This window comes from Streptomyces sp. PA03-6a (genome assembly GCF_033792765.1).
Lineage (GTDB): Bacteria > Actinomycetota > Actinomycetes > Streptomycetales > Streptomycetaceae > Actinacidiphila.
Genome location: NZ_JARAVK010000036.1, coordinates 16,291 through 35,690 on the forward strand (window position 1 = coordinate 16,291; position 19,400 = coordinate 35,690).

Annotated in this window: 18 protein-coding genes; 11 read left to right on the top strand and 7 right to left on the bottom strand. The window is 72.0% G+C overall.

Annotated features, from left to right (window positions below):
• The first annotated feature begins 3 nt into the window (after positions 1-3).
• From tpiA to pgi, 7 genes are all read left to right on the top strand, one after another.
• A complete protein-coding gene (gene tpiA / locus PV350_RS11850; protein ID WP_499511237.1) occupies positions 4-780 on the top strand; it encodes a triose-phosphate isomerase family protein in 777 nt (258 codons plus the stop codon).
• Positions 781-902: 122 nt separating this feature from the next.
• Positions 903-1,139 carry a preprotein translocase subunit SecG gene (gene secG / locus PV350_RS11855; protein WP_018557252.1) on the top strand — a complete coding sequence of 79 codons (237 nt, stop codon included), beginning with the start codon at positions 903-905 and terminating at the stop codon, positions 1,137-1,139.
• Between the two features lie 163 nt (positions 1,140-1,302).
• Positions 1,303-1,638 (top strand): RNA polymerase-binding protein RbpA, encoded by a 336-nt coding sequence (locus PV350_RS11860; protein WP_361803309.1) that lies wholly within the window; start codon positions 1,303-1,305, stop codon positions 1,636-1,638.
• A gap of 111 nt (positions 1,639-1,749) precedes the next feature.
• The gene (locus tag PV350_RS11865) at positions 1,750-2,730 is read left to right on the top strand and encodes an N-acetylglucosamine kinase (RefSeq protein ID WP_499511236.1); all 981 of its coding nucleotides are present in this window, start codon (positions 1,750-1,752) and stop codon (positions 2,728-2,730) included.
• 131 nt (positions 2,731-2,861) lie between these two features.
• Positions 2,862-3,629, top strand: a complete 768-nt coding sequence (locus PV350_RS11870) for a sugar isomerase domain-containing protein (RefSeq protein ID WP_499511235.1) — start codon at positions 2,862-2,864, stop codon at positions 3,627-3,629.
• 78 nt (positions 3,630-3,707) lie between these two features.
• On the top strand, positions 3,708-4,961 hold the full coding sequence (locus PV350_RS11875; protein ID WP_499511234.1) for an MFS transporter: 1,254 nt from the start codon (positions 3,708-3,710) through the stop codon (positions 4,959-4,961).
• Between the two features lie 46 nt (positions 4,962-5,007).
• Entirely contained in the window at positions 5,008-6,669 is a 1,662-nt protein-coding gene (gene pgi / locus PV350_RS11880; protein ID WP_499511233.1) for a glucose-6-phosphate isomerase, read from the top strand.
• An 87-nt stretch (positions 6,670-6,756) separates the two neighbouring features.
• Here the strand turns inward: pgi and pgl are convergent, their stop codons facing one another.
• The 5 genes from pgl to tkt are packed head-to-tail and all read right to left on the bottom strand — an operon-like array spanning position 6,757 to position 13,303.
• Positions 6,757-7,539: a 6-phosphogluconolactonase gene (gene pgl / locus PV350_RS11885; protein WP_499511232.1), complete on the bottom strand. Its 783-nt coding sequence runs from the start codon at positions 7,537-7,539 to the stop codon at positions 6,757-6,759.
• Entirely contained in the window at positions 7,536-8,540 is a 1,005-nt protein-coding gene (opcA, locus tag PV350_RS11890) for a glucose-6-phosphate dehydrogenase assembly protein OpcA (protein ID WP_499511231.1), read from the bottom strand. Before opcA ends, pgl begins: the two co-directional genes overlap by 4 nt.
• Positions 8,537-10,060 (bottom strand): glucose-6-phosphate dehydrogenase, encoded by a 1,524-nt coding sequence (gene zwf, locus PV350_RS11895; protein WP_499511230.1) that lies wholly within the window; start codon positions 10,058-10,060, stop codon positions 8,537-8,539. The genes opcA and zwf overlap by 4 nt, the downstream gene beginning before the upstream one ends.
• A gap of 5 nt (positions 10,061-10,065) precedes the next feature.
• Complete coding sequence (gene tal, locus PV350_RS11900) at positions 10,066-11,184, bottom strand: transaldolase (protein ID WP_500333627.1); 1,119 nt, start codon at positions 11,182-11,184, stop codon at positions 10,066-10,068.
• Between the two features lie 40 nt (positions 11,185-11,224).
• Positions 11,225-13,303, bottom strand: a complete 2,079-nt coding sequence (tkt, locus tag PV350_RS11905) for a transketolase (RefSeq protein ID WP_499511228.1) — start codon at positions 13,301-13,303, stop codon at positions 11,225-11,227.
• 348 nt (positions 13,304-13,651) lie between these two features.
• On the opposite strand from tkt, the gene PV350_RS11910 reads away from it, so the two are divergent.
• The 4 genes from PV350_RS11910 to PV350_RS11925 all read left to right on the top strand — a co-directional run bounded on the left by PV350_RS11910 (position 13,652) and on the right by PV350_RS11925 (position 17,514).
• Positions 13,652-14,596: a heme o synthase gene (locus PV350_RS11910; protein WP_499511227.1), complete on the top strand. Its 945-nt coding sequence runs from the start codon at positions 13,652-13,654 to the stop codon at positions 14,594-14,596.
• A gap of 24 nt (positions 14,597-14,620) precedes the next feature.
• The gene (locus tag PV350_RS11915; RefSeq protein WP_499511226.1) at positions 14,621-14,983 is read left to right on the top strand and encodes a hypothetical protein; all 363 of its coding nucleotides are present in this window, start codon (positions 14,621-14,623) and stop codon (positions 14,981-14,983) included.
• Positions 14,984-15,055: 72 nt separating this feature from the next.
• Complete coding sequence (locus PV350_RS11920; RefSeq protein WP_499511225.1) at positions 15,056-16,408, top strand: glutamine synthetase family protein; 1,353 nt, start codon at positions 15,056-15,058, stop codon at positions 16,406-16,408.
• A complete protein-coding gene (locus tag PV350_RS11925; RefSeq protein ID WP_499516793.1) occupies positions 16,405-17,514 on the top strand; it encodes an amidohydrolase family protein in 1,110 nt (369 codons plus the stop codon). Before PV350_RS11920 ends, PV350_RS11925 begins: the two co-directional genes overlap by 4 nt.
• A 15-nt stretch (positions 17,515-17,529) precedes the next feature.
• Here the strand turns inward: PV350_RS11925 and PV350_RS11930 are convergent, their stop codons facing one another.
• Together PV350_RS11930 and PV350_RS11935 are read right to left on the bottom strand one after the other, a co-directional pair.
• Positions 17,530-18,546, bottom strand: coding sequence for a COX15/CtaA family protein (locus PV350_RS11930; RefSeq protein ID WP_499511224.1), 1,017 nt, complete (start codon positions 18,544-18,546; stop codon positions 17,530-17,532).
• 114 nt (positions 18,547-18,660) lie between these two features.
• Positions 18,661-19,377, bottom strand: a complete 717-nt coding sequence (locus PV350_RS11935) for an ABC transporter permease (protein ID WP_499516792.1) — start codon at positions 19,375-19,377, stop codon at positions 18,661-18,663.
• Positions 19,378-19,400: the final 23 nt, after the last annotated feature.

The following is a 19,400-nucleotide window of genomic DNA, read 5'->3' on the forward strand; positions in this document are numbered from 1 at the left end:
CCGATGACCTCGCGCACGCCGATCATGGCGGGCAACTGGAAGATGAACCTCAACCACCTCGAGGCCATCCACCACGTCCAGAAGCTCGCCTTCGCGCTCAACGACAAGGACTTCGACGCCGTCGAGGCCGTCGTACTGCCGCCCTTCACCGACCTCCGGGGGGTGCAGACCCTGATCGAGGCCGACAAGCTGAAGATCAAGTACGGCGCCCAGGACCTGTCGGCGCACGACTCCGGTGCCTACACCGGTGAGATCTCCGGCTCGATGCTGGCCAAGCTGAAGTGCTCGTACGTGGTCATCGGCCACTCGGAGCGCCGCCAGTACCACCACGAGACCGACGAGCAGGTGAACGCCAAGGTCAAGGCGGCGTTCCGGCACGAGCTGACGCCGATCGTCTGCGTCGGCGAGGGCCTGGACGTCCGCAAGGCCGGTGAGCAGGTGGCGTACACCCTCGCCCAGGTCGACGGCGCCCTGAAGGACATCCCGGCCGAGCAGGCCGCGACCCTGGTCGTCGCCTACGAGCCGGTGTGGGCCATCGGCACCGGCGAGGTCGCCACCCCCGAGGACGCCCAGGAAGTCTGCGGGGCGATCCGCGGCCGTCTTGCCGAGCTGTACGGCCAGGAGGTGGCCGACGCGATCCGCATCCAGTACGGCGGCTCGGTCAAGGCCGGCAACATCGCGGCGATCATGGCGCAGCCGGACGTGGACGGCGCCCTGGTCGGCGGCGCGGCGCTGGACCCGGAGGAGTTCGTCAAGATCATCCGCTTCCGCGACCAGTAAGTTTCGCGGCAGTAGGCTGTCGGGCCCTGCCCGAAGTACTCTGTCGGGGGTCGGAGCGCTGCATAGCAGGCAGCGGCCCGGCCCCCGCGTCGTCCTAGGTCACCGAGAGAGTTGGTCCAGCTGTGGTCATCGGGTTCTCCATCGCCCTCATCATCTTCAGCCTGCTGCTGTTGCTGCTCGTGCTGATGCACAAGGGCAAGGGCGGCGGTCTGTCCGACATGTTCGGCGGCGGCATGCAGTCGTCCGTCGGCGGTTCCTCGGTGGCCGAGCGCAACCTCGACCGGATCACGGTTGTCATCGGTCTGCTGTGGTTTGCGTGCATTGTCGCCCTTGGGCTTCTGCTGAAGTTCCAGAAGTGACCGAGTCCCCGGCTTCCGGGGAGAAGTGACGCTTCGTCGTCGGCGCGACTTATCATGGGAGCGCGTCATGGGATACGGTGCCCTTTCCCCGCAGGCGCGGGGGGTGGACCGGTCTCCGTAAACTGGGCGACCTCGCAGCACCATCACGCAGGGAGTTACGACCGTGGCAAGTGGCAACGCGATCCGTGGCAGTCGGGTCGGGGCGGGGCCGATGGGAGAGGCCGAGCGGGGCGAGTCCGCGCCGCGCCTGCGCATCTCCTTCTGGTGCTCCAACGGGCACGAGACCCGGCCGAGTTTCGCGAGCGACGCGCAGATCCCGGAGACCTGGGACTGCCCTCGCTGCGGCTTCCCGGCCGGACAGGACGAGGAGAACCCCCCGGCGCCGCCGCGCACCGAACCGTACAAGACGCACCTGGCGTACGTGCGGGAGCGGCGCAGCGCGGCCGACGGCGAGGCGATCCTCGCCGAGGCGCTCGCCAAGCTGCGCGGCGAGATCTGAGCCGCACCGGCTGAAACTCCACGGGCCCGGCCCGCGAGGAAGACCCTTCTTTCGCGGCCGGGCCCGTCGCGTCCCTTCGACTGTGCGTAACCAAAACGTATACTCCGTGTCGTGTCTCTGGTGATCGGCATCGATGCGGGCGGAACCCGGACGCGCGCCTACCTGGCCGAGGCGGCGCGCGAAGGCGTGGTGCTCGGTGAGGGCGAGGGCGGGCCCGGCAACGCGATGACCGTCGAACGTGTGGCGCTGACGCAGCACCTCGCGGACGCCATCCGCGGCGCGGTCCCGGAGGACCGCAGAGGCGAGGTCACGTCCGTCGTGGGCGGCTTCGCCGGTGCGGCGCTCGGCACCGGCCCCGAGACGGGGCACGAACTGGCAACCTCCTGTCTGCGGGCGGCGCTCGACAGCCACGGCGTCGGCACGCCCGAGGTGACGGTCTGCGGCGACATCGAGGTCGCCTTCGCCTCCGCGCCGGGCACGCCGGCGGACGGTCTGGCCCTGGTCGCCGGGACGGGAGCCGTCGCCGCGCGGATCGAGAAGCGCCAGCAGACCCTCGTCGCGGACGGCAACGGCTGGTTGATCGGCGACGAGGGCAGCGGGTTCTGGCTGGGCCGCGAGGTCATGCGGGCCGCCCTGCGCGCGCTGGACGGGCGCGGGCCGTGGACGATCCTCGTCGAGGGCGTGCTCTCCCACTACATGGGTTCCCCCGGAGGCCCGTACCTCGCGCAGGAGCGTCCCGGCGGCCATGAGTGCCACGTGCTGCGCAACCGTCTGGTGCCGCTGGTGTACGCCGAACCCCCGGTCAGGCTGGCCCGGTTGAGCCCGCTCGCCGTCACCGCCGACCGGGACGGCGACGAGGTCGCCGGTTCCCTGCTGGACGACGCCGCGGACGAACTCGCCGCGACCGTCGCCGCGCTGGATCCGCGCCCGGGCGAACCCCTGGTCGTCACCGGCGGGCTGCTGGGCCCGACGGGGCCGTTGCTCGGCCGGGTGGTGGCCCGTGCCGAGGAGATGGATCTGGACGTCCAGCCGGTGCGCAACGGCGGTGCGGGCGCGCTGGCGTTGGCCCGGCTGCGGGTGAACGGGGACTGAGCGGGAGCGAACCGGACGGTTCGGGCGGCGCCGACAGGAGGCGTCCACCGGGGGATTGACGTGGACTAGACCTCTCGTCCATCGTTTCGGAGGAGCATCCGCCGGATCACTGGACTCAGGGGGAATCGGCCATGGCCGACGACGTGACGACCACCGCCGCACGCTTCGCCGACGAGGCGAGGACGGTCATCGACCGCGTGGTCGCCGGCAACAAGGACTCCGTGGCCGCCGCCGCCCGGCTGATCGCCGACTGCGTCGCCGCGGACGGCATCGTCCAGGCCTTCGGGACCGGCCACTCGCAGGCCACGGCGCTGGAGATCGCCGGACGTGCCGGTGGACTCATCCCCACCAACCGCATCGGGCTGTCGGACCTGGTGCTCCGGGGCGGCGAGGACCTCTCGGTGCTCTCCGACCCGTTGCTGGAGCGGTCGCCGGGGCTCGGCAAGCGTCTGTACGAACTGGCCGCCCCGCATCCGCGGGACGTCTTCGTCGTCATCTCCAACTCCGGCGTCAACAACTCGATCGTCGACTTCGCCCTGCACGTGAAGGACGCCGGCCACCCGCTGATCGCCCTCACCTCGCTGCTGCACACCCGTTCCGTCCCGGCGCTGCACGCCGGGGGCAAGCGCCTTGCCGACGTCGCCGACGTCGTCCTGGACAACGGCGCGCCGACCGGCGACGCCCTGCTCCCGCTGCCCGACGGCGGCTCACTGTGCGGGATCTCCACGATCACCTCGGCCATGCTCGTCCAGATGACCGTCGCCGAGGCCGTCGGGCTGATGACCGCCGAGGGCCACCAGGCACCGGTGTACGTCTCGGCCAACGTCCCCGGCGGCTTCGAGCGCAACCTCGTCCTGGAGCGCCACTACGGGGAGAGACTGCACCGCGGAGGGTTCTGACCAGTGCGGACGCTGCGTTGTCAGTGGCCCCCGCTACGGTCTGTGACGAAGGTCGAGGACCGGTGAGCGGGGGGATCCATGAGCGTCGGCATCGTGCAGGGCCGGGAGCGCACGCCGCAGTGGCGGGGCGGGTTCGGGCGGCTGTGGACGGCCGCGGCGGTCTCGCGGTTCGGTGACGGGCTGCGTGCGGCGGCGCTGCCGCTGCTCGCCGTGGGCCTGACCGACTCGCCACTGCTGGTCTCGCTCGTCACCGCCGCGGGCTTCGTGCCCTGGCTCGTCTTCGGGCTGCTCGGCGGGGCGGTGGCCGACCGGGTGGACCAACGGCGCGCCATGTGGGCCGTGGACGCCGTGCGGGGCGCACTCACGGCCGTCTTCGCGCTCGCGGTGTGGCTGGACCGGGCGGGCATCGCGTTGCTGCTCGTGCTGGCGTTCGCGCTGACCACACTGCAGACCCTCTTCGACAACGCGGCGACCTCACTGCTGCCGGCGGTCGTCCCCTCCCGGTCCCTGGGCCGCGCCAACGCCCGTCTGATGACCGGTCAGACCATGGCCGCAACCTTCCTCGCCGCGCCGCTGGTGCCGGTGCTGTTCGGCCTCACGGCCGCGCTGCCGTTCGGGGTGGACGCCCTCACCTACGCGGTCGCGGCCGGGCTGGTGGCCTCGCTGCGGCTGCCCGCACCCGAACGGGCGGCGCGGGCCGCGGGCCGCACCCTGCGGCAGGACATCGCCGAGGGCATACGGGTGCTGTGGCGGGACCGCGTGCTCAGGGCGCTGTGCACGGCCAACACCGTGGTCAACGTGGGCATCGGCGCCCTGGTGGCGACCCTCGTCCTCCAGGTCACAGGCTGGCTCCACGCGGGGCACACGGGATACGCCCTCGTGCTGGTCGCCTACGGGGCGGGCAGCGTGGCCGGGGGAGCGGCCGCGGGGCGGCTCTCCGCGCTGCTGGGCGGTCGCGTCAGGAGCCTCGCGCCGGGCCTGGCCCTCCAGGCCGGCTGCCTGGTCGTGGCCGGCACCGTGCGCTCCCTGCCGGTGACCGCGGCCGCCCTGGCCGTCTTCGGTGCCCTCGGCATGGTGTGGAACGTCAACGAGACCACCCTGATGCAGCAGCGCACGCCCGAGAAGTTGCTGGGCAGGGTGAGCGCGGCCATGCGCACCCTGGGGGTGGCGGGGGCTCCGCTCGGCGCCCTGCTGGGCGGCGTCGCGGCGCAGATCCTCGGGCCGAACACCCCGCTGCTGCTCGCGGCCGCCGTGCTGGGCTGCGCGTTGCCTGCTCTTCGTCCGATCGTCACCACGCCAGAGGGCGGAGGTGAAACAACGGCGTGCAGGTAATCAACTAGTTTGGACCTGCAGCAGGAGGACGAGGAGAAGTGGACTGATGTCCGATACCAACACGCAGGGCCGAACCCGTCTCGACCAGCGCCCCGAGTGGCACGCGCTCGCCGAGCACCACGAGGAGCTGGGCGCGACCCACCTGCGGGAGCTGTTCGCCGCCGACCCGGACCGCGCCCGGCGCTACACCGTGCAGGTCGGCGATCTCCATCTGGACTACTCCAAGCACCTGGTGACCGACGAGACGCTGCGTCTGCTGCGCGACCTCGCGGCGGCCACCGGTGTCGCCGCACTGCGGGACGCCATGTTCAGCGGCGAGAAGATCAACGTCACCGAGGACCGCGCCGTGCTGCACACGGCGCTGCGCGCCCCGCAGTCGGCCGAGATCACGGTCGACGGCGTCAACGTCGTGCCCGGGGTCCACCACGTGCTCACCCGGATGGGGAGCTTCGCCAACTCCGTCCGCACGGGCAAGTGGGTCGGCTCGACCGGACGCCGCATCAAGAACGTGGTGAACATCGGGATCGGCGGCTCCGACCTGGGACCGGCGATGGCCTACGAGGTGCTGCGCGCGTTCACCGACCGCGGGCTCACCTTCCGGTTCGTCTCCAACGTGGACGGCGCCGACCTCCACGAGGCGCTGCACGGCCTGGACCCCGCCGAGACGCTGTTCATCGTCGCGTCCAAGACGTTCACCACCATCGAGACCATCACCAACGCCACCTCGGCGCGCGAGTGGCTGCTCGACGGGCTCGGCGGCGACCAGGACGCGGTGCGCTTCCACTTCGTGGCGGTGTCCACGAACGCGGCGGAGGTCTCCAAGTTCGGCATCGACACCGACAACATGTTCGAGTTCTGGGACTGGGTCGGCGGGCGCTACTCGTACCCGTCCGCCATCGGGCTCTCGCTGATGATCGCCATCGGCGAGGAGCAGTTCCGGGAGATGCTGGCCGGATTCCACCTCGTCGACGAGCACTTCCGCACCGCCCCTCCGGAGGCCAACGCGCCGCTGCTGATGGGTCTGCTGGGCGTCTGGTACGGGCAGTTCTTCGACGCGCAGGCGCACGCGGTCCTGCCGTACAGCCACTACCTGTCGAAGTTCACGGCCTACCTGCAGCAGCTCGACATGGAGTCCAACGGCAAGTACGTGGACCGCGAGGGACGGCCCGTCGACTGGCAGACCGGCCCGGTCGTGTGGGGCACGCCCGGCACCAACGGGCAGCACGCCTACTACCAGCTGCTGCACCAGGGCACGAAGTTCATCCCCGCGGACTTCATCGGCTTCGCCAACCCGGTCGGTGAGCTGGAGCCGGCCTTCGCCGCCCAGCACGACCTGCTGATGGCCAACTTCTTCGCCCAGACGCAGGCGCTGGCCTTCGGCAAGACCAGCGAGGAGGTCCGTGCCGAGGGCGTCCCGGAGGCGCAGGTCCCGCACCGCACCTTCCGCGGCAACCACCCGACGACGACCGTCCTCGCCAAGGAACTGACCCCGTCGGTGCTGGGGCAGCTGGTGGCGCTCTACGAGCACAAGGTCTTCGTACAGGGCGCGGTCTGGAACATCGACTCCTTCGACCAGTGGGGCGTCGAGCTGGGCAAGGTCCTCGCCAAGCGCGTGGAGCCGGCCCTGACCGAGGGCGCCGAGGTGCCCGGTCTTGACGCGTCCTCCCAGGCCCTCGTGGCCACCTACCGGTCGCTGCGCGGCCGCTGAGACGCCACAGAGGCGGTAGAAGGACGCCGGGCGGGCTCCGAGGAGCTCGCCCGGCGTCTTGCGTCGCGTCCCGCGCCGGTCACCGCCTCACGGGGAGGACGGCGGGTACAACTGCGGGGGCAGCTTCGCGGCGGCCGTACGGTCCAGCAGCCACAACGTGCGGGCCCGCCCATGGGCACCCGCCGCCGGGGCCTGGATCTCACCGGGCCCGGACAGGGCGATGGCCACGGCGCCCGCCTTGTCCTCGCCCGCCGCCAGCAGCCACACCTCGCGGGCGGCACGGATGGCGGGCAGGGTGAGCGAGATCCGGGTCGGCGGCGGCTTGGGGGAGCCGTGCACGCCCACGACCGTGCGCTCGCTCTCGCGGACCCCGGGGTGCCCGGGGAAGAGCGAGGCCACGTGCGTGTCCGGCCCCACGCCGAGCATCAGCACGTCGAAGGAGGGCACCGGCCCGTGGTCCTCGGGACCGGCCGCCGCCGCCAGTTCCTGGGCGTATGCCTCGGCCGCGGCGTCCGCGTCGTTGCCGAGCGGCCCGTCCGAGGGCGGCATGGGATGGACCCGCGCCGGGTCGACCGGAACCGCGTCGAGCAGCGCCTCACGGGCCTGGGTCTCGTTGCGCTCCGGATCGCCCGAGGGCAGGAACCGCTCGTCGCCCCACCACAGGTCCAACCGCGTCCAGTCCACCGCGTCCCTGGCCGGCGAGGCGGCCAGGGCGGCGAGCAGGGCGTTGCCGTTGCGTCCGCCGGTGAGCACCACCGAGGCGGAGCCGCGGGCGGCCTGGGCGTCCACGATCTTCGTGATCAGCCGGGCCGCCGCGGCCTGCGCCATCAGTTCCTTGTCCCGGTGGACCACCACCTGGGGGGCGGTCACGTGACGGCCGCCTTGTCCGAACCGCCGTTCTGGGCCGGCCCCGCCCCGGCGGCGGCCGGCTCGGCGGCGTCCTCGGCGCGCCCCAGCCGGTCCACGCCGAACTTGACCGCGGCCGCGTACGCCTCGTCGGGGTCGAGCCGGCGCAGCTCCTCGGCGATCAGGTCCGAGGTCGCCCGCCGCTGCAGCGCCACGTGCCGGTCGGGCTGGCCGGGGATGGCGAGCTCGGCCAGCGCGCCGGTCGGCCGGTCCAGGCAGATCTCGCCGTCCGCGGTCGCCAGCCGTACGGCGGTGATGCCGGGGCCGTCGGAGACCTTCCGCCTGACGGGTACGCCGAGCCGCCTGGCGAGCCACAGCCCGAGCAGCTCCGTGCTCGGGTTGTACGCCTCGCCCTCGACGACGGCGCCCTTGACCGCTGCCTCCTTCTGGTCCAGGGCCGCGGCCAGCACGCTGCGCCACGGGGTGATCCGGGTCCAGGCCAGGTCGGTGTCGCCGGGGGTGTACGTCTCGGCGCGCAGTCCCAGTGCGGCGACCGGGTCCTCGGTGGCCGCCGCGTCGGTGATCCGGCGGGCCGCGAGCTGGCCCAGCAGGTCCTCTGCGGGGTTCGCCGGGGCGTCCTCGGGCCACCAGACGACGACGGGGGCGTCGGGCAGCAGCAGCGGCAGCACGACGCTCTCGGCGTGGTCGGCGAGTTCGCCGTGGAGGCGGAGCAGGACGGTCTCGCCGGTGCCGGACTCGCCGCCGACGCGCACCTCGGCGTCGAGGCGGGCGCTGCGCCGGTCGCGGGGGGAGCGGCCGGGGCGCTTGATGACGACCAGGATGCGCGAGGGGTGCTCGCGCGAGGCGTCGGAGGCGGCCTTGAGGGCGTCGTAGTGGTTGCCCTCGTCGGTGACGATGACGAGGGTCAGCACCATGCCGACGGCCGGACTGCCGATGGCCCTGCGCGCCTTGATCAGCGCCGAATTGATCTTGCTTGAGGTCGTCTCGGTGAGATCGATGTTCATGGCCGGCGCCAGCTCCTGCCGTCTCGTGCGAGCATCTCGTCCGCCGCCTTCGGACCCCAGGTGCCCGCGGTGTACTGCTCGGGCTTGCCGTGCCGGTCCCAGTACTCCTCGATCGGGTCGAGGATCCGCCAGGACTCCTCGACCTCCTGGTGCCGGGGGAAGAGGTTGGCGTCGCCGAGCAGGACGTCCAGGATCAGCCGTTCGTAGGCCTCCGGGCTGGACTCGGTGAAGGACTCGCCGTAGGCGAAGTCCATCGTCACGTCCCGGATCTCCATCGAGGTGCCCGGCACCTTGGAACCGAACCTGATCGTCACGCCCTCGTCCGGCTGGACCCGGATGACCAGGGCGTTCTGCCCGAGCTCCTCGGTCGCGGTGTTGTCGAACGGGGAGTGCGGGGCGCGCTGGAAGACGACCGCGATCTCGGTGACGCGGCGCCCCAGGCGCTTGCCGGCGCGCAGGTAGAAGGGGACCCCGGCCCAGCGGCGGTTGTCGATGGCCAGCTTGATGGCGGCGTAGGTGTCGGTCTTGGACTTGGCGTCGATGCCGTCCTCCTCCAGGTAGCCGAGCACCTCCTCCCCGCCCTGCCAGCCGTGCGCGTACTGCCCGCGCACGGTGTGCCTGCCGAGGTCCGCCGGCAGCTTGACCGCCTGAAGGACCTTGAGCTTCTCCTGCACCAGCGACTTGGCGTCGAAGGAGGCGGGCTCCTCCATCGCGGTCAGCGCGAGGAGTTGCAGCAGGTGGTTCTGGATGACGTCGCGCGCGGCGCCGATGCCGTCGTAGTAGCCCGCGCGGCCGCCGATGCCGATGTCCTCGGCCATCGTGATCTGCACGTGGTCGACGTAGGAACGGTTCCACAACGGCTCGAACATCGTGTTGGCGAACCGCAGCGCCAGGATGTTCTGGACCGTCTCCTTGCCCAGGTAGTGGTCGATCCGGAAGACGTCCTGGGAACGGAAGACCTGGTGGACGACCTGGTTGAGCTCCTGGGCGCTGGCCAGGTCGTGGCCGAAGGGCTTCTCGATGACGGCCCGTCGCCAGGAACCCTGGGGCGGGTCGGACAGCCCGTGCTTCTTCAGCTGCTGGACCACGGTCGGGAAGAACTTGGGCGGCACCGAGAGGTAGAAGGCGAAGTTGCCGCCCGTACCGCGGGCCTTGTCCAGTTCGTCGACCGTGCCGCGCAGCTTCTCGAAGGCCTGGTCGTCGTCGAAGTCGCCGGGGACGAACCGCATCCCCTCGGAGAGCTGCTGCCAGACCTCCTCGCGGAAGGGGGTGCGCGCGTGCTCCTTGACGGAGTCGTGGACGACCTGCGCGAAGTCCTCGTCCGCCCAGTCGCGGCGCGCGAAGCCGACGAGCGAGAAGCCCGGCGGCAGCAGCCCGCGGTTGGCGAGGTCGTACACGGCAGGCATCAGCTTTTTACGTGACAAATCGCCCGTGACGCCGAAGATCACCAGGCCCGACGGTCCCGCGATGCGCGGGAGCCGTCGGTCCGATGCGTCACGCAGCGGGTTGGCGCTGCTCAACGTGCTTACGCCTCCTTCGGCGCCAGGCGCTTGAGCTCGGCCTCGGTCGAGGCCAGCAGCTCGTTCCAGGACGCCGCGAACTTCTCGACGCCCTCGTCCTCCAGCAGCTGGACGACGTCGTCGTACGAGATGCCGAGCGCGGCGATCGCGTCCAGCTCGCCCTGGGACTGCTCGTACGTGCCGCGGATGGTGTCGCCGGTGACCTCACCGTGGTCGGCCACCGCGTCGAGCGTGGCCTCGGGCATGGTGTTGACGATGCCCGGGGCGACCAGCTCGGTCACGTACAGGGTGTCCGGGTAGGACGGGTCCTTCACGCCGGTGGAGGCCCACAGCGGACGCTGCTTGTGCGCGCCCTCGTGCTCCAGCGCCTGCCAGCGGTCGGAGGAGAAGACCTCCTCGTACGCCTGGTAGGCGAGCCGGGCGTTGGCGACGGCGGCCTTGCCCTTGAGGGACTTGGCCTCGTCGCTGCCCAGCTTCTCCAGGCGCTTGTCGATCTCGGTGTCCACCCGCGAGACGAAGAAGGAGGCCACCGAGCGGATCAGGGAGAGGTCCAGGCCTGCGGCCCGGGCCTTCTCCAGGCCCGCCAGGTAGGCGTCCATGACCTCGCGGTAGCGCTCCAGGGAGAAGATCAGCGTGACGTTGACGCTGATGCCCCGGCCGATCACCTCGGTGATGGCCGGCAGGCCCGCCTTGGTGGCCGGGATCTTGATCAGGGTGTTGGGCCGGTCCACCAGCCAGGCGAGCTGCTTGGCCTCGGCGATGGTGGCGGCGGTGTTGTGCGCCAGACGCGGGTCGACCTCGATGGACACCCGGCCGTCCTGGCCGCCGCTGGCGTCGTACAGCGGGCGCAGCACGTCGGCGGCGTCGCGCACGTCAGCGGTGGTGATCATGCGCAGGGCCTCGTCCACCGTCAGCTTCCGGGCGGCGAGGTCGGTGAGCTGCTGCTCGTAGCCGTCCCCGCTGGAGATCGCCTTCTGGAAGATCGAGGGGTTGGTGGTGACACCGACCACGTGGCTCTGGTCCATGAGCTCGGCCAGGTTGCCGGAGGTGATCCGCTTGCGGGACAGGTCGTCGAGCCAGATCGCCACGCCCTCGTCGGAGAGGCGCTTGAGTGCGTCTGTCATGGGTTCTGCATCTCCTCGGTACGTCGTAAGGGTCTGTGCGTCAGCGTGCGGCGGCGGCGAGCGAGTCGCGCGCTGCGGCGGCCACGGCCTCCGCGGTCAGACCGAACTCGCGGTAGAGGACCTTGTAATCGGCGCTTGCCCCGAAGTGCTCCAGGGACACGATCCGGCCCGCGTCACCGACGAAGCGGTGCCAGGTCAGCCCGATGCCGGCCTCGACGGCGACGCGTGCCCGCACGTTCGGCGGGATGACGCTGTCGCGGTAGGCCTGGTCCTGCTCCTCGAACCACTCCACGGACGGCATGGAGACCACGCGCGCCGGGATGCCGTCGGCCTGCAGCTGCGCGCGGGCCTCGACGGCCAGCTGCACCTCGGAGCCGGTCGCGATCAGGATCACCTGAGGCTGGCCGCCCTCGGCGTCGAACAGCACGTACCCGCCCTTGACCGCGTCCTCGTTCGCCGGGTAGGTCGGCACGTTCTGCCGGGTCAGCGCCACGCCGTGCGGGGCGGGCTTGGCCGTGTGGCGGCGCAGGATCTCCGCCCAGGCGATTGCCGTCTCGTTGGCGTCGGCCGGCCGGACGACGTTGAGGCCGGGGATGGCGCGGAGCGCCGCCAGGTGCTCGATCGGCTGGTGGGTCGGGCCGTCCTCGCCCAGGCCGATGGAGTCGTGCGTCCAGACGTAGGAGACCGGCAGCTTCATCAGCGCCGCCAGGCGGACCGCCGGGCGCATGTAGTCGGAGAACACCAGGAAGGTGCCGCCGTAGACGCGGGTGTTGCCGTGCAGCGCGATGCCGTTCATGGTCGAGCCCATGGCGTGCTCGCGGATGCCGAAGTGCACGGTGCGGCCGTACGGGTTCGCCTCCGGCAGCGGGTTGTCCGCCGGGAGGAACGAGGACGAGGCGTCGATGGTGGTGAGGTTCGAGCCCGCCAGGTCGGCGGAGCCGCCCCACAGCTCGGGGATCACGCCGCCCAGCGCCTTCAGCACCTCACCGGAGGCCTTGCGGGTGGCGACGTCCTTGCCCGCGGGGAACTCCGGGACGACGTCCTCCCAGCCGGCCGGGAGCTCGCCGGCGTGGATGCGGTCGAAGGTCCTGGCCCGCTCCGGGTTGGCGGAGCGCCACTCCTCGAACCGCTTGGTCCACTCCGCGTGCGCCTCACGGCCGCGGTCGGCGACCTTGCGGGCGTGCGCCAGCACCTCGGGGACGACCTCGAAGTCCTGCTCGGGGTCGAAGCCCAGCACCTTCTTGGTGGCCGCGACCTCGGTGTCGCCCAGCGCCGAGCCGTGGGCGGCCTCGGTGTTCTGCGCGTTCGGGGCGGGCCAGGCGATGATCGTGCGGGCCGCGATGATCGAGGGGCGGTCGGTGACGGCCTTGGCCTTCGCGAAGGCGGCGTAAAGGGCCTGGACGTCGAAGTCGCCCGAGGGGTCCTGCTCGATGCGCTGCACGTGCCAGCCGTAGGCCTCGTAGCGCTTCAGCACGTCCTCGGAGAAGGCGGTCGCGGTGTCGCCCTCGATCGAGATGTGGTTGTCGTCGTAGAGGGCGATCAGATTGCCCAGCTTCTGGTGCCCGGCCAGCGAGGACGCCTCGGCGGAGATGCCCTCCTCCAGGTCGCCGTCGGAGACGATCGCCCAGATGGTGTGGTCGAAGACCGACTCGCCCGGCGCCGCGTCCGGGTCGAACAGGCCGCGCTCGTAGCGGGCGGCCATCGCCATGCCCACCGCGTTGGCGACACCCTGGCCCAGCGGGCCGGTGGTGGTCTCCACACCCGTGGTGTGACCGTGCTCGGGGTGGCCGGGGGTGCGCGAGCCCCAGGTGCGGAAGGCCTTGAGGTCCTCCAGCTCCAGGCCGTACCCCGAAAGGAAGAGCTGCGTGTACAGCGTCAGGGACGTGTGTCCCGGCGAGAGGACGAAGCGGTCGCGACCGGTCCACCCGGCGTCCGAGGGGTCGTGCCGCATCAGCTTCTGGAACAGCAGGTAGGCCGCGGGGGCGAGGCTCATCGCCGTACCCGGATGGCCGTTGCCGACCTTCTGCACGGCATCCATCGCCAGAACCCGGGCGGTGTCAACCGCACGCCTGTCAAGCTCGGTCCACTCCAGCTCGGTGGTGGTCGGCTCGGTGCTCACCTGAGAGGGCTCCTCTCCACATGTATTACGCCGGTGACGAAGTGCACACCGGGCGTTGCCGAGCCTACCCCTGCACGTACGTGCACCTATTCGAGTGTTGGGCTCGACGCCTGCGGCAACCGATCCCCGGGCAGCCACATTCCCTCCCCGGCACCGGTGGTGTCACCAGCGTGCCCCGGTCAGCGTTTCTTCGCCTGTTGAACACAGAACACCTTCAGGTTGCGCCTCTCTTGCGCTATGGAGGCCAACACGTGCCACCCCCGAGCGCGGGTGGAGTATCCGCTACGTCTAAAGTGGCGTGGTACGCGCAAGCGGAGCCGCTTGCTGGACTTTTCCTCAGGGGTGTTCGTGACGGCCGTCGAATCCCGGCCCGCCGGAGCCATCGGATCGAGCCATCGCCACCGGCCGTTCGGTGCCCGTGTGATGGCGTTCGTGGCGCTGACCAAGCCGCGCATCATCGAGCTGCTGCTCATCACGACGGTTCCGGTGATGTTCCTTGCGGCGGGCGGTGTGCCCGACCTCTGGCTGGTCGCGGCGACCATGATCGGCGGCTACATGTCGGCGGGCGGCGCGAACGCCCTCAACATGTACATCGACCGTGACATCGACGCGCTCATGCACCGTACGGAGCAGCGCCCGCTGGTGACCGGCATGGTCGCGCCGTGGGAGTGCCTGGTCTTCGGCATCACGCTTTCGGTGGTTTCCACCGCCTGGTTCTGGGTGCTCGTCAACCCCTTGTCGGCGGCGCTGTCCCTCACGGCCATCCTCTACTACGTCTTCGTCTACACCCTCGGCCTCAAGCGCCGCACGGCCCAGAACATCGTCTGGGGCGGCATCGCGGGCTGCATGCAGGTGCTCATCGGGTGGTCGGCGGTGCGGGACGAACTGGCCTGGGCGCCCTTCGTCCTCTTCCTCGTCCTCTTCTTCTGGACGCCGCCGCACTACTGGCCGCTGTCGATGAAGGTGAAGGACGACTACGCGCGCGTAGGCGTGCCCATGCTGCCGGTCGTGGCGGGCAACGTCGTGGTGGGCCGGCAGATCGTCATCTACAGCTGGGTGATGGTGCTGGTCTCGCTGACCCTGTGGTGGCCGCTGGGTGCGGCGAGCTGGTTCTACGCGGCCGCCGCCGTGCTGCTGGGCGCCTTCTGGCTGGTCGAGGCGCACGCCCTGTACGGGCGGGCGAAGGCCGGTGTGGTCGGCGCCAAGCTGAAGGAGATGCGGCTGTTCCACTGGTCGATCACCTACGCGACGCTGCTGTTCGTCGCCGTCGCCGTGGACCCCTTCCTGCGCTGATTACCGGCGGGTAGCATTCCTCCCATGGCAGAGACCCAGGAAGCAGTCACCCAGGCCGCGGACCGCCGGGCCGCGGCCCGTGCCGAGCGCCGCGCCGCCCGCCTGGCGAAGCAGATCACCGCGTTCGCCAAGAGCCACGGCGGCGGCGCCGAGGGCCAGATCGCGTACATCGGCGAGGTCGGCACCCGCATCGTGCTCGTCGGCGAGAACGGCGAGTGGGGCGACCTGGTGGCGCCCACGTACGACATCGCCCGCAGCGCCGTCGAGCGCTCCGGGATCACGGTGCACGAGTCCTTCGACGGCGACCTGGCGGCCAAGGTGCGCACCGGCCGTTACGAGTGGTCGCGGATGGCCGGGATCCAGATCGGCGGACGCGCCAACACCTGACGCCGGGCCCGCCCGTTAGGACCACCATGGGAGTGGTCCGGTCGACGGACGGGCCGGTACGAGGAGGCGTCGGTGGAGACCGAGGAACGGGACGAGCGGCGGCTGACGGCCCGCCGGGAAGCGGCGCGGCTGTGCGCGGAGGGCGTGCGCGCCGTCGCCGTCAGCTGGGTCGACAACGCGGGCATCAGCAGGGCCAAGACCGTGCCGACCGCCCGGCTGCCGCACGCGGCGCACCGCGGGGTGGGCATGTCGCCGGTCTTCGACGTCTTCACCTCCGACGACGCCATCACCTCCTCCCCGCACATCGCCGGCCCCGACGGTGACTTGCGTCTCTTCCCCGACCTGGACCGCCTCACCGTGCTGGCCGCCCGCCCCGGCTGGGCCTGGGCCCCGGCCGACCGCTACGACCAGGACGGCCGCCCGCACCCCGCCTGCCAGCGGCTGTTCGCCCGGCGCATGACGGAGCGGGCCGCCGAGCGCGGCCTGGAGTTGCGGATGGGCTTCGAGACCGAATGGGTCGTGGTCAAGGACGACGGCAGCGGCGACTGGGCCTCCCGCGGCCCGGCCTACGGCCTGACGCGGGTGACCGAACTCTCGGACTACCTGCTCGACCTGCACGACGCGCTCGCCGTGCAGCGCATCGAGGTGCTGCAGGTGCACCCCGAGTACGCGCCCGGCCAGTTCGAGGTCTCCACCGCGCCCGCCGACCCGGTGCGTGCCGCCGACGAGGTCGTCCTCGTCCGCGAGACCGTGCGCGCGGTCAGCGCCGCCCACGGTCTGCGCGCCTCCTTCGCCCCGGCCGTCGTCGCCGGGCAGGTCGGCAACGGCTGCCACCTGCACCTGAGCCTGCGCGAACACGGGCACAACCTGCACCGCGACGCCAGCGCCCCGTTCGGCCTGGCGCCCGCCGCGAACACCTTCCTGGCGGCCGTGCTCGACGCCCTGCCCGCCCTCTGCGCCATCGGCGCCCCGTCCCCGGCCAGCTACCTGCGGCTCGTCCCCTCCCACTGGGCCGGCGTGCACCGCTGCTGGGGCGTGGAGAACCGCGAGGCGGCGCTGCGCCTGGTGCCGGGCGAGTCCGACGACCCCGACGGCGGCCACGCCGAGCTCAAGCCGTTCGACGCGGCGGCCAACCCCTACCTCCTGGTCGGCTCCGTCATCGCGGCGGGCCTGGCCGGCCTGCGCGACGGCGCGGGAACGCTCCCCCCTCCGGTCAGCGGCGATCCCGGCGGGCGCGGTGACCAGAAACGGCTGCCGACCTCGCTCAGCGAGGCCGTCTCGCACCTGGTGCGCAGCGGGACGCTGAAGGAGGCGCTGGGGGAGGCGCTGTTCGGCGCGGTGGTCGCGGTGCGGCGCGCCGAGTCCGAGGCACTGGCCGAGTACGGTCCCGCCGAGCTCGCGGAGGCCACCCGGTGGCGGTGGTGATCGAGCTGCCGCCGCTGGTCGACCACCACTGCCACGGCGTCGTCCGCGGCGACCTCGGCATTGCGGCCTTCGAGGGGTACCTCACCGAGTCCGACGCGCCCGCGGCGCCCGGCACGACCTACTTCGACACCCAGACCGGCTTCGCCGTCCGCCGCTGGTGCCCGCCGCTGCTCGGCCTGGAGCCGCACTGCCCGCCGGCGGGCTACCTCGCCCGGCGCCGTGAACTCGGGGCGCACGAGACAACGCGCCGGCTGCTGCACGGCAGCGGCATCGGCACGTACGTCGTCGACACCGGACTCCCGGGCGACCTGACGACGCCCGCGGAACTGGCCGCCGCGGGTGGGGGAGCGCAGCGGGAGATCGTGCGGCTGGAGCGGCTCGCCGAGGACGTCGCCGGGACCCGCGACTCGCCCGGGGCCCTGGTCGAGGGCATCGCCGAGGCCGTCCACGCCGCCGCGCGCACCGCCGCCGGATTCAAGTCGATCGCCGCCTACCGCCACGGACTGGGCCTCGCCCCGGAGCCCCCGGCGCCCGGTGAGGTGCGGCACGCCGCCGGGGCGTGGCTGGACGCGCGCCGCGCCGGCCGCACCCGGCTCGACCACCCCGTCCTGCTGCGGCACCTGCTGTGGACGGCCGTCGCGACCGGGCTGCCGCTGCAACTGCACACCGGGTTCGGCGACCCGGACCTGCGGCTCGACCACGCCGATCCGGCGCTGCTGACGGACTTCGCCCGGGCGACCGCGGGCACGGGGACCGACCTGGTGCTGCTGCACTGCTACCCGTACCACCGTCAGGCGGCCTACCTGGCGAACGTCTTCCCCCACGTGCACGCGGACGTCGGTCTGGCCCTCACCCATGTGGGGGTACGGGCGGGCGCGGTGTTCGCGGAGTTCCTGGAGCTGGCGCCGTTCGGGAAGCTGCTGTTCTCCACGGACGCCTACGGGCTGCCCGAGCTGTACGTGACCGGCGCCGAGGCCTTCCGCGGCGCAGTGCGCGACGTGCTGGGCGGCTGGGTCGCGGACGGTGCCTGGTCGGCGGCCGACGCCCGGCGCGTCGCGGCCATGGTGGCCGCGGACAACGCGCGACGGCTGTACCGGCTTGGCTGACCGGGCCGGTGGCGGCTAGGCGGCCGGCGCGGGCTCGGGCGCGGCTGCGACGGCCTCGGTCACCGGCGCCTCGCCGGGCTCGGTCTCCGGGCGCTCGCGCATCGAGAGCAGCACCCGCAGCACCGCGATCCACACCAGCGTCGAGCCGAGCATGTGGAGGGCCACCAGCACCTCGGGCAGCTTCGTGAAGTACTGGACGTAGCCGATGACGCCCTGCGCCAGCAGCACGACCAGCAGGTCCCGCACCCGGGCCCGCGGTCCCCCGGGGGCGTCGACGGCGCGCAGCACGAACCACAGCGCGATCGTCAGCCCGCACACCACCCACGCCAGGTCGGCGTGGAGCTGCGAGATGGTCTCCCACTTCACCGGGACGCGCGGCACGTCGCTGCTGTCGCCCGCGTGCGGCCCCGCCCCCGTCACCAGCGTGCCGACCGCGATCAGCGCCGCGGAGGCGGCGACCAGCACCCACGCCAGCTGCCTGACCGGCTTGCCGACCAGGGGCCGCGGTCCCGCGTCGCCCTCGCCGGCCCGCTGCCACATCAGCAGCGCGACGGCGATCAGCGCGCTGGAGAGCAGGAAGTGCGCGGCGACGGTGTACGGGTTGAGACCGGTCAGGACGGTGATGCCGCCGAGTACGGCGTTGCCCATGACGACCCAGAACTGGGCCCAGCCCAGCCGGGTCAGCCCGCGCCGCCACGGCTCCGCCGCCCGCGCGGCGACGATCGCCCAGCCGACGGCCGCGCACAGCACGTAGGTCAGCATGCGGTTGGTGAACTCGATCGCCCCGTGCAGCCCCATGGCGCCGGTCGCGGTGAGGCTGTCATCGGTGCACTTGGGCCAGGTCGGGCAGCCGAGACCCGAACCGGTCAGCCGGACGGCGCCGCCGGTCACCACGATGACGACGCTCATCACGAGCGCGGCCAGCGCGGCCCGCCGGACCGTCTCGGGGGACGGGGTCCAGCGCTGGGCGATGAAGGCCAGGGGGTTTCGCACGGCTTGGCCTGCTTGGCTGAGATTCGGCACGGCCACCATCGTAGGGGCCTCCTTGTGCATTCCTTCACGAGGGGGACACCCAGGGCAGGGGACGGGGGACACGAGCGGCGTCGACCAGCGGAAGGACGCCGGCCGCCCGCTACGCGGACCGCGTCATTCCCACCTGAACCAGCGCGCCGCCGCGCCGAGCCCCAGCACCGCCCACACGGCGAGGATCCCGAGGTCGCCCCAGGGCACGCCCGCGCCGTGCTGGAGGACGTCGCGCAGACCGTCCGACAGGGCCGAGATCGGCAGCAGTTCCAGGACGGAGCGCGCAGCGCCGGGGAACCTGTCGAGCGGCACGATCACCCCGCCGCCGACGAGCAGCAGCAGGAAGACCAGGTTCGCGGCGGCGAGCGTGGCCTCGGCGCGGAGTGTGCCGGCCATCAGCAGGCCGAGGCCGGAGAAGGCCGCCGTGCCCACGGCGAGCAGCGCGAGCACCGAGAGCGGGTTGCCGTGCGGCGACCAGCCCAGGGCGAACGCGATCACGGTGAGCAGGACGACCTGCAGGATCTCGGTGACCAGCACGGAGCCGGTCTTGGCGGTCATCAGCGCCCAGCGCGGCAGCGGTGACGCGCCGAGCCGCTTGAGCACGCCGTAGCGCCGCTCGAAGCCGGTGGCGATGGCCTGGCCGGTGAAGGCGGTGGACATCACGGCCAGCGCGAGGATGCCGGGGGCCAGGAAGTCGACGGCCTTGCCGGCGCCGGTGTCGACGATGTCGACGGCGCTGAAGAGCACCAGCAGCAGCGTGGGGATGACGACGGTCAGCAGCAGCTGCTCGCCGTTGCGCAGCAGCATCCGGGTCTCCAGTGCCGTCTGCGCGCCGATCATCCGGGGCAGCGGGGCCGCGCCGG